Below are 8,335 nucleotides of genomic sequence, written 5' to 3'. Positions count from 1 at the left end.
CCCCCCCCGCGAGCGCGGGTGACCTGCCGCGAGCACCGGCCCACGAGCCCGCTCGCGCAGCGTCACCCGCGCTCGCGTGCGTCCGGCGACCCCGCGGAGATCGGGTGCGCAGGCGTCAGTAGCGGGTGATGCCGCCCTGGGTGCCCGCCTGGGCCTCGAGCCGCGCGATGCGGTCCGACATGGGCGGGTGCGTCGCGAACAGCCGGGCGAACCCCGCGCCGCCCTTGAACGGGTTGGCGATCATCAGGTGCGAGACGTTCTCCAGGCGCTGGTCCTGCGGCAGCGGGCGGGCCGCGGTGCCGAGCTCGAGCTTGCGCAGCGCGGAGGCGAGGGCGAGCGGGTCGCCCGTCAGGGTCGCACCGTCCTCGTCGGCGTCGAACTCGCGCGTGCGGCTGATGGCGAGCTGGATCATCGAGGCCGCCAGGGGCGCGAGGATCAGCAGAAGGAGACCCGCGAGCGGGTTGCCGCCCTCGCGGCGGTCCCCCCCGCCGAACCACAGCGCCATCGACGCGAGCGACGTGATGACGCCCGCGACGGCCGCCGCGACCGACGACGTGAGGATGTCGCGGTTGTAGACGTGCTGCAGCTCGTGGCCGAGCACGCCGCGCAGCTCGCGCTCGTCGAGGATCTGCAGGATCCCCGCGGTGCAGCACACGGCGGCGTTGCGCGGGTTGCGCCCCGTCGCGAACGCGTTGGGCGCCATCGTCGGCGACACGTACAGGCGCGGCATGGGCTGGCCGGCGCGCGTGGAGAGCTCGCGCACGATCCGGTACATCGCGGGCTGCTCGACCTCGGTGACCGGGACCGCCTGCATGGTGCGGATCGCGATCTTGTCGGAGTTCCAGTAGCTCACGGCCGTGCCGACGACGCCCAGCACCGTGAACAGCCACAGGAACTTCGGTGTGCCACCACCCAGGACCCACCCGATCAGCAGCAGCACGCCCCACATCGCGCCGAACAGCGCCGCTGTCTTGACGCCGTTGAAGTGGTGCCGCGAGCCCATGGTGTCCCTCCGCTGGTGGTGCCTGTCACGACGAAGAACGCGCCACGATCACACCACGTTCCCCGTGCCCCGGCGCGGGACCGCGAGCCCACGACGGGCGTGCGCCGCGTCCCGGCACGACGAGAGAGCCGCGCCCGACCGGGGGTGCGGCTCTCTCGTCGTGCCGGCTGCGGCTCTCAGACCTGGGCGATGCGGCCGAGGGCGATGTCGACCATCTCCTCGCGGGGCACGACCTTGATGCGCTCACGCCCGTGCGGCTCGCCGAGCGAGCGCTCGTACGCGTCGAGCACCTCCCAGGCGGACCACTCGACCACCGGGACGCCGCGTGACGCGAGGAACTCGGTCACCGCCGACGGGTCGCGCTCGGTCGCCGTGTAGAAGGCCTCGCCGGCCGTCGTGGCGTCCTCGGTGAGGTTGCGGATGGTCTCGGACGCGTCGGACTTCGTGTGACCGATCAGACCCACCGGGCCCCGCTTGATCCACCCGGTCGCGTACACGCCCGGCAGGGGCTCGCCGTCGACGTCGACGACGCGACCCTCCCGGTTCGGGATGACGCCCGCGACGTCGTCGAACGGGATGTCGACGAGCGGCGAGCCGAAGTACCCGACCGCGCGGTAGACGGCCTCGACCGGCCAGTCGTGGAACTGACCCGTGCCGGTCGCGTTGCCGTCGCCGTTGAGCGCCGTCCGCTCGGTGCGCAGCGCGACGACCTTGCCGTCCTCGCCGAGGACCTCGGCGGGCTTGTGCAGGAAGTGCAGGTGGATCCGGCGCGAGGCGGTCAGCTCCTCGGGCTCCTTGAGCGTCCAGTCCGTGAGGGTCTTGACGACCTGCTTGGTCTGGTTCGACGAATGGATCGCGGCCATCGAGCCGTCGTCGAACTCGAAGTCCTCGGGGTAGACGACCACGTCGACGTCCGGCACGTGGCCCAGCTCGCGCAGCTCGAGCGGCGAGAACTTCACCTGCGCCGGACCGCGACGGGCGAACACGTGCACGTCGGTGATCGGGTTCGCCTGCAGGATCTCGTAGACGTTCGCCGGGACGTCGGTCGGCAGCAGGTCCTCGGCGTGCTTCGACAGGATGCGCGCGACGTCGAGCGCCACGTTGCCCGCGCCGATCACGGCCACGGTCCGGTGCTCGAGCGGCCACGTGCGCGGGACGTCCGGGTGGCCGTCGTACCAGGACACGAAGTCCGCGGCGCCGTACGAGTGCTCCAGGTCGATGCCCGGGATCGGGAGCGCCGCGTCACGGATCGAGCCCGTCGAGAAGATCACCGCGTCGTAGAACTGGCGCAGGTCGTCGAGCTTGAGATCGGTGCCGTAGTCGACGTTGGCCAGCAGCCGGATGTCGCCGCGCTCGAGCACCTTGTGCAGCGCGACGATGATCTGCTTGATCCGCGGGTGGTCCGGCGCGACGCCGTAGCGCACGAGGCCGAACGGTGCGGGCAGCCGCTCGAAGAGGTCGATGCTCACGTCGAGGTCGGTCTTGGACAGGATGTCCGAGGCGTAGATGCCGGCGGGACCGGCTCCGACGACGGCGACGCGCAGGGTCGGGGTGCTCACGGGCGGACCTTCCGATTCGGGGACGTGGCCCTGCCGTCCCGTGCCGCGCTCTCGACAGGGCGCCTCACTGCGACGGTTCGCGGCGGGCAGGGCGTGCTGGCGGTCATCTTAGGACCACCTCATGTCCGGATCCTTCCCGCGCGTCAGCATGCGGACACGCCCGACGAACGGGCGACGCCGGCCGCGCGGCGGCGAACGGCGCGCGCGGTCAGCGGTCGAACAGGTCCGTGAGGACGATCGAGCTCACAGTCCGGTCGACGTCCGGGGCCTCGCGGATGCGCTCGATCGCGGACTCGAGCTGCGCGATCGTCGGCGCCACGACGAGCGCGATCGCGTCCGCGTCGCCCGAGACCGTGCCCGCCCGGCGGATCTCGGGGATCGCCTCGAGGGTCTCCCGCAACGTCGTCGTCGAACAGCTCCCCGAGCAGAAGATCTCCACGTACGCCTGGATCTGCGTGGCGCCGGGCGGGCGACCCGACCGGATCGAGAAGCCCTGGATCGTGCCGTCGGCGACGAGCCGGTCGACGCGCCTGTTCACGGCCGACGCCGAGAGCCCCACCTGCTCCCCCAGACGCCCGTACGCCGCCCGTCCGTCCGCCCGCAGGAGCTCCATGATGCGCTCGTCGATCGCGTCCACGCGCAGAGCGTAGGGGACGCGGGGCGCCCGGGAGCGCATCGGGCGGATCCGGGCATACCCGCCCGGTCCGCGCGGGCGATCCGGGCCGTCTCGCGAGTGGCGTCTAGGGTCACCGCATGCGCGACGCCCCCGCCCCCGAGCGGGCCCCGGACGAGGCCCTCGACCGTCGCGGTCTCGCGAGCGGCCTCGGCGCCTACGCGCTGTGGGGGTTGCTGCCGCTGTACTTCACGGCGCTGGCCCCCGCGGGCGCCGACGAAGTCGTCGCCCACCGCGCGCTGTGGTCGCTGCTGCTGTGCCTCGCGCTGCTGCGCGCGACGCGCAGCGGACGCGCGTTCGTCGGTGCGCTGCGCGACCGGCGCACGCTCGGCCTGCTGTCCCTGGCGGCGGTGCTGCTCGCGACCAACTGGCTCGTCTTCGTGCTCGCGGTCGAGAGCGGGCACGTGGTGGACGCGTCGCTCGGCTACTTCGTCAACCCGCTCGTCACCGTCGCGCTGGCCGTCGCGGTGCTGCGCGAGCGCCTGCGCGTCGTGCAGTGGGCGGCGCTCGGGTGCGGGGCCGCTGCCGTCGCCGTCCTGGCGCTCGCGTACGGGCGCATGCCGTGGGTCGCGCTCACGCTCGCGGTGTCGTTCGGGCTCTACGGGCTCATCAAGAGCCGCGTCGGGCGGCACCTCGGCGCGGTCCCGGGGTTCGCGGCCGAGACGCTCGTCCTGGCGCCCCTCGCGCTCGCGTACGTGCTGTGGCTCACCGCCCGCGGCGGGGGCACGTTCGTCGGGCACGGCACGGGGCACGCGGTCCTGCTCGTCCTCACGGGCGTGGTCACCACCGTCCCGCTGCTGCTGTTCAACACGGCCGCGGCGCGACTGCCGCTGTCCGTCGTCGGGCTGCTGCAGTACCTCACGCCGCTGCTGCACTTCGTCATCGGCGTCGTCGTCCTGCACGAGCACATGCCGCCGGCCCGGTGGTGGGGGTTCGCCCTCGTCTGGCTCGCGCTCGTCGTCCTCGGCGTCGACGCGGCACGCACCTCACGCGCGGCGACACTCGCGCGCCGCGCCGCCACGACGCACGCCGTCACGACGCAGGAAGGACAGCCGGCGCGTCGACCACCAGGACCGTGACGTTGTCCGTCGCGCCCGCCGCCAGCGCGGTCGCGACGAGGCGGTCCGCGGCGGCCTGCGGGTCCGGCTCCGCCTTGAGGTCCGCCTCGATGCGCGCATCCGGCACGATGTCCGTCAGCCCGTCGGAGCACACCACCATCCGGTCGCCCGGGCTCACCGCGATGATGTCCACGTCGGGCTCGACGTCCGCCGACCCGCCGCCCAGGGCGCGCGTCACGACGTGCCGCCACGGGTGGTAGGGCGCGTCGTCGGGCCGCACGAGCCCGTCCGCGACGAGCTCGGCGACCTCCGAGTGGTCGCGCGTGACCTGCTCGAGCACCGCACCCACCATGCGGTAGGTGCGCGAGTCCCCGACGTTCAGGACGATCCAGCACGGCGTCGACTCGTGGCTGCTCAGCACCACGCCGGTGACGGTCGTCCCCGGTCGTCGTCCGGGACCCGCGGGCAGCGCGCGGATGCGGGCGTTGGCCTCGACGAGTGCGTCCCGCACCTCGTCGGCACCCGGCCGGCGTCCGACGAGCGAGCGCAGCACCTCGACCGCGGTCGCGCTCGCCACCTCACCCGCGTCGTGCCCACCCATGCCGTCCGCCACGACGAACACGTCGTCCTGCGCGAGCAGCGAGTCCTCGTTGGTCGACCGCCCACCCGCCGACGTCGCGCTCCCCCAGCGCAGCTCGATCAGCGGCCGGGTCATCGCGCCCTCCGAGGCGAGACGAGCCGCCACGCGAGCGCGACGAGCGCGACGGCCGCGGTGCCGCCCAGCACCCACCAGACCGCGCCCTCGCGGGCCTGCGCCATCGGGTCCACCGTGTCCTCGACCACGATCGGCGACGCCGTCACCGTCGAGGTCGACGTCGGCGCGCGGACCGGGCTCGGCGGGCCGGCGGCGGTGCCGTCGTCGACGAACTGCAGCGCGACGTCCGGCCGGATCACGCCCCAGCCCGTCGTGTCCGTGCGCGCGTCGGGCGTCGCCCGTGCGGCCGTGACCTCCAACCGGTACGCCCACTGCGCCGGCGTCTCGTCGGGGAAGCGCTCCGCGACGAGCGCCGCGGCCGCCGAGGCGTAGGCCGTGGACCAGCTCGGCGCGGGCTCCGTGGTCGCGTACCAGCAGTCGCCGGCGCCCGGGTAGACCGTCAGGACCTGGGCGCCCGGCGCGGCGACGTCCACGTGCTCGCCGTGGATCGACGCGTCCGTGGGCCGCAGCTCGGCGTCGACCGCCGCGACCGAGAGCACCTCGGGGTAGGCCGCGGGGTAGCGCGCGTCGTCGGCCTTGTCGTCGGCCGTGTTCCGGTTGCCGGCGCTCGCGACGACGAGCGAGCCGCGCGCGGTCGCGTCCCGCACCGCGGCGCGCAGCGCGGCGTCGTCCGCATCGGTCGACATGGACACGTTGATGATCGTCGCACCCTGAGCTGCCGCCCACGTGATCCCCGCGGCGATCCGGCCGGGTGTCGGCTGGACTCCCTGCTCCACCGCGTCGTCGCCCTCGGCGTGGTAGACCCGCACGGGCAGGACCCGGGCCCCCGGCGCGAGCCCCACGACGCCCGAGTCCGCGACCCGGCGCGCGGCGATGATGCCCGCCACCGCGGTGCCGTGCCCCCACGTGTCCGTCCGGCCCGTGCCGTCACCCGTCACGACGTCCCGGCCGTCGGCGACCGCGCCCTCCAGGTGCGGGTTGCGGTCGTCCACCCCCGAGTCGACGACCGCGACCACCACGCCGTCACCGGTCGCGAACCGCCAGGCCTCCTGCGCCCCGAGCTGCGCGAGCGCGGGCGGCTCCTGGTCGAGGTACCGCGGGGCCTCGTCGCCGCAGCCCTGCTCCACGGCCGCGGTCGCAGCCGGTGCGTCCGCCACCCAGGCGAGCGACGTCCCCCCCAGCACGGCCCACGCGAGCACGCCGCGCAGCGCGAGCCCGGCGCGGGACGCGGACGACCCGGGCCGCGGGCGGGCGCCGGACGTCACGGCGCGACCGGCGTGAGCGCCGCCTCGACCGTCAGGTCCGGGCCCGTCTCGAAGAGCTCCGCCCAGGCCGGCGGGACCACCGTCACCTGCTCGGGGGTGTAGCCGAGCCGGGCGAGCACGTCGTCCTCGCCCGCGTCGACGGTCGGCAGCCCGAACCGGCGCCCCATCTCGTCGATCAGCGCGTGCACGCCTGCCCCGCCCTCCTGCGCGCGGGCCAGCACGAGCGCACCGCCACCCGGGACGACGTGCACGCCGGGCGCGGGCGGCTCGTCGGTCGAGACGAGCTCGACCCCGGCGTCCGGGCCGGTCGTCAGGACGGCGCACGGGACGCGCTCGCCGGCCACCGCAGCGACCGGCTCGCTCGGCCAGTCCGCGGGGGCCACCGACGTCGTCGCGGTACCCGCGTCCTTGACCTGGGCGGGCGTCCGGGTGACCTCCTGCGCGTCGGGCTGACCGAGCTGGTACAGCTCGGTCGCGAACTCGCTGAGCACCGCGAGGTCGCCGCGCCGGTCCACGACGTACCAGCGGTCCGCGCTGCCGGCACCCGCGACGCGCACGACCGTGCCCACGTCCAGGTCGCCGAGGCCCGCGCGCGACGGTGCGGGCCGGCCCGCACCCTCGATGGTCAACGGCGCGAGGTCCGTGCCCTCGGGGAACAGGTTCAGCCACGCGCCGGGGACCTCGACGCGCGGCGCGGTCTCGAGCCCGACCGCACGCAGCACGCTCGACAGGTCCGCCTCCGACACGCGGTGTCGCAGGCCGCCGGTCACGACAAAGGTCTCACCACCGGACTCCGCGACCACCGCACCGCCCGCCTCCGTGTCCACCTCGGCGCCGACCGAGGTGGACACCGCTGGCGTGCCCTCGTCGGGCGCCACGCACGCGGTCCACCCGGTCGCGACGAGCGCCTCCGGGCGGGGCGGGGCGTCAGGGGCACCCACGATGCCGATCGTCTCGCGGCGTTCGGTGCCCGCGATGACGCGAGGCGCCAGCTCGACCACGGCGAACTGTCCCGCCTCGATCGCGAGCCGCGCGCTCGTCGTGTTCACCACCGGGTACAGCGCGTCGTTGAGCGCGACGTAGCGCGTGCCCTCGCCCTTGACGACGACGAGCCGGTTCGAGCTCCAGTCGGCGGGGTCGCTGCGCAGGGCTCCCCACGCGAGCGAGCCGATCACGACGAGCACGCTGAGCATGACCCCGGCCACGACGCCCCGCATCGGCTTCGTGGGCTCGAGCTCCTGCCCGCCCGGGGCGCCGCTGACGAACGCCGTCAGCAGACGACGGCGGCTGAACGACTGCGCCTCGACGAGGTCACGCTTGGCGGCCATGTCCCGTCCGCGGTCAGACCAGGCCCGCGGCGGCGACGCCGAGGGGCAGCAGGACGGCCAGGCAGGTCATCTCGATCGTGTCCCCGGCGCGCGCGAGCGCGACCCGCCGACGCGGCGCGACGAGCCCGAGTGCGACCAGCGCGGCGGCCGCGGCCCCGGCCGAGCACACGAGCACGGTGCGCCACGAGGGGTGCGCGAGGGCCGCCACGACGAGCGTCAGCGCGAGGCCCGTGATCCCGAGGCACACGACGACGAGCACGTCCGCGCGCGCGTACGACTGCCGGGTCGAGAGCAGCAGACCGACCCAGCCGACGACGAGCAGCGCGGTGCCCAGCGCGCCCGCGCCGACGAGGGTCGGCGTGGCCAGGAGCGCGAGCAGACCGACGGCCACGCGCAGCGCGAGCTGGATCCGGTAGCCGGAGTCGAGCTGGTGACGCACGCGGTCGGGATCGACCGGGACCGGGTCGAGCAGGATCTCCGCGTCCGAGCGGGGCGAGACCACCCGCAGCGGCGTGCTGGCCAGCGCGAGCCACGGCACCCCGATGCTCGCGGTCAGCACGACCGCGACCACGACCGCGAGCACGTGCGCAGGCTGGGCCTCGGCGAGCTCGACCGTCGCGCCGACGACGGCCAGGGCCAGCCCCAGGCCCACCGGCGCGATCGCGGTCTCGCGGCCGTCCGGCAGCGCGGCGAGCGCGAGCACGCCCGCGGCGACGAGGCCCGCGCCCGCGGCG

General features: G+C 74.8%; 7 protein-coding genes and 1 pseudogene. 1 reads left to right on the top strand and 7 read right to left on the bottom strand.

Annotated features, from left to right (window positions below; genetic code table 11):
• Positions 1-115 precede the first annotated feature (115 nt).
• The 3 genes from htpX to CWIS_RS15460 all read right to left on the bottom strand — a co-directional run bounded on the left by htpX (position 116) and on the right by CWIS_RS15460 (position 3,199).
• On the bottom strand, positions 116-1,003 hold the full coding sequence (gene htpX, locus CWIS_RS15470) for a zinc metalloprotease HtpX (protein ID WP_048344234.1): 888 nt from the start codon (positions 1,001-1,003) through the stop codon (positions 116-118).
• Between the two features lie 176 nt (positions 1,004-1,179).
• Complete coding sequence (locus CWIS_RS15465) at positions 1,180-2,562, bottom strand: FAD-dependent oxidoreductase (protein WP_048344233.1); 1,383 nt, start codon at positions 2,560-2,562, stop codon at positions 1,180-1,182.
• 208 nt (positions 2,563-2,770) lie between these two features.
• Positions 2,771-3,199, bottom strand: coding sequence for an Lrp/AsnC family transcriptional regulator (locus CWIS_RS15460; protein WP_048344232.1), 429 nt, complete (start codon positions 3,197-3,199; stop codon positions 2,771-2,773).
• Between the two features lie 116 nt (positions 3,200-3,315).
• Between CWIS_RS15460 and rarD the strand changes: the two genes are divergently transcribed.
• Complete coding sequence (gene rarD / locus CWIS_RS15455) at positions 3,316-4,314, top strand: EamA family transporter RarD (protein ID WP_048344231.1); 999 nt, start codon at positions 3,316-3,318, stop codon at positions 4,312-4,314.
• Here rarD and CWIS_RS15450 read toward each other — a convergent pair.
• From CWIS_RS15450 to CWIS_RS19070, 4 genes and pseudogenes are all read right to left on the bottom strand, one after another.
• A complete protein-coding gene (locus CWIS_RS15450) occupies positions 4,268-5,008 on the bottom strand; it encodes a PP2C family serine/threonine-protein phosphatase (protein WP_048344252.1) in 741 nt (246 codons plus the stop codon). The two genes, rarD and CWIS_RS15450, sit on opposite strands and share 47 nt — an antisense overlap.
• Positions 5,005-6,273: a S8 family serine peptidase gene (locus CWIS_RS15445; protein ID WP_053071777.1), complete on the bottom strand. Its 1,269-nt coding sequence runs from the start codon at positions 6,271-6,273 to the stop codon at positions 5,005-5,007. The genes CWIS_RS15450 and CWIS_RS15445 overlap by 4 nt, the downstream gene beginning before the upstream one ends.
• Entirely contained in the window at positions 6,270-7,601 is a 1,332-nt protein-coding gene (gene eccB, locus CWIS_RS15440) for a type VII secretion protein EccB (RefSeq protein WP_048344230.1), read from the bottom strand. The genes CWIS_RS15445 and eccB overlap by 4 nt, the downstream gene beginning before the upstream one ends.
• A gap of 13 nt (positions 7,602-7,614) precedes the next feature.
• A pseudogene (locus CWIS_RS19070) lies at positions 7,615-8,335 on the bottom strand (type VII secretion integral membrane protein EccD); the annotation flags it as partial.

Origin of the sequence: Cellulomonas sp. A375-1 (assembly GCF_001040865.1) — a bacterium.
In the GTDB taxonomy this organism is placed as follows: Bacteria; Actinomycetota; Actinomycetes; order Actinomycetales; family Cellulomonadaceae; genus Cellulomonas; species Cellulomonas gelida.
This window is presented reverse-complemented; position numbering and strand designations above follow the sequence as displayed.